This window comes from Neobacillus drentensis (genome assembly GCF_036965245.1).
GTDB classification, from domain to species: Bacteria; Bacillota; Bacilli; order Bacillales; family Cytobacillaceae; genus Neobacillus; species Neobacillus drentensis_G.
Genome location: NZ_JBALPG010000071.1, coordinates 9,509 through 9,918, shown reverse-complemented (window position 1 = coordinate 9,918; position 410 = coordinate 9,509). Strand labels below are relative to the sequence as shown.

1 protein-coding gene is annotated in these 410 nt (G+C 30.7%); it reads left to right on the top strand.

Features of this window, described 5'->3' with window-relative positions; translation table 11 throughout:
• The first annotated feature begins 45 nt into the window (after positions 1-45).
• Positions 46-390 carry a cupin domain-containing protein gene (locus V7150_RS15885; protein ID WP_335520197.1) on the top strand — a complete coding sequence of 115 codons (345 nt, stop codon included), beginning with the start codon at positions 46-48 and terminating at the stop codon, positions 388-390.
• Positions 391-410 lie beyond the last annotated feature (20 nt).

The window sequence follows — 410 nt, the reverse complement described above, 5'->3', positions numbered from 1 at the left end:
ATTTTATTTAATTAAAGCAGATTAGAGTTGCAAAGGAGTATGAAAATGCAGAAAAAAGGACAATTAGAGGTTTTTAACCTAAATGAATTAGTAAAAGACCAAAAGGACTATACTAATTTTATTGTAAGTGAAGTAAATGACCATGCACTTAGAATAGCTGTGATAAATGGAGAATTTCACTGGCATAAACATGAGGATTGCGATGAGTTATTTTATGTCTTAGAAGGTGAACTTTTCATAGACTTAGAAAACGATAAAACAGTTTCATTGAAACCAGGTGAAATATTTGCGGTCCCTGCTAATACATTTCATCGAACGCGTTCAAACGAACGGACAGTTAATTTATGTTTTGAAAAAGCAAGCAATGATATTAAAGGTAGCAACAGTTAAAAAAAGAAGTGATTTTTTAA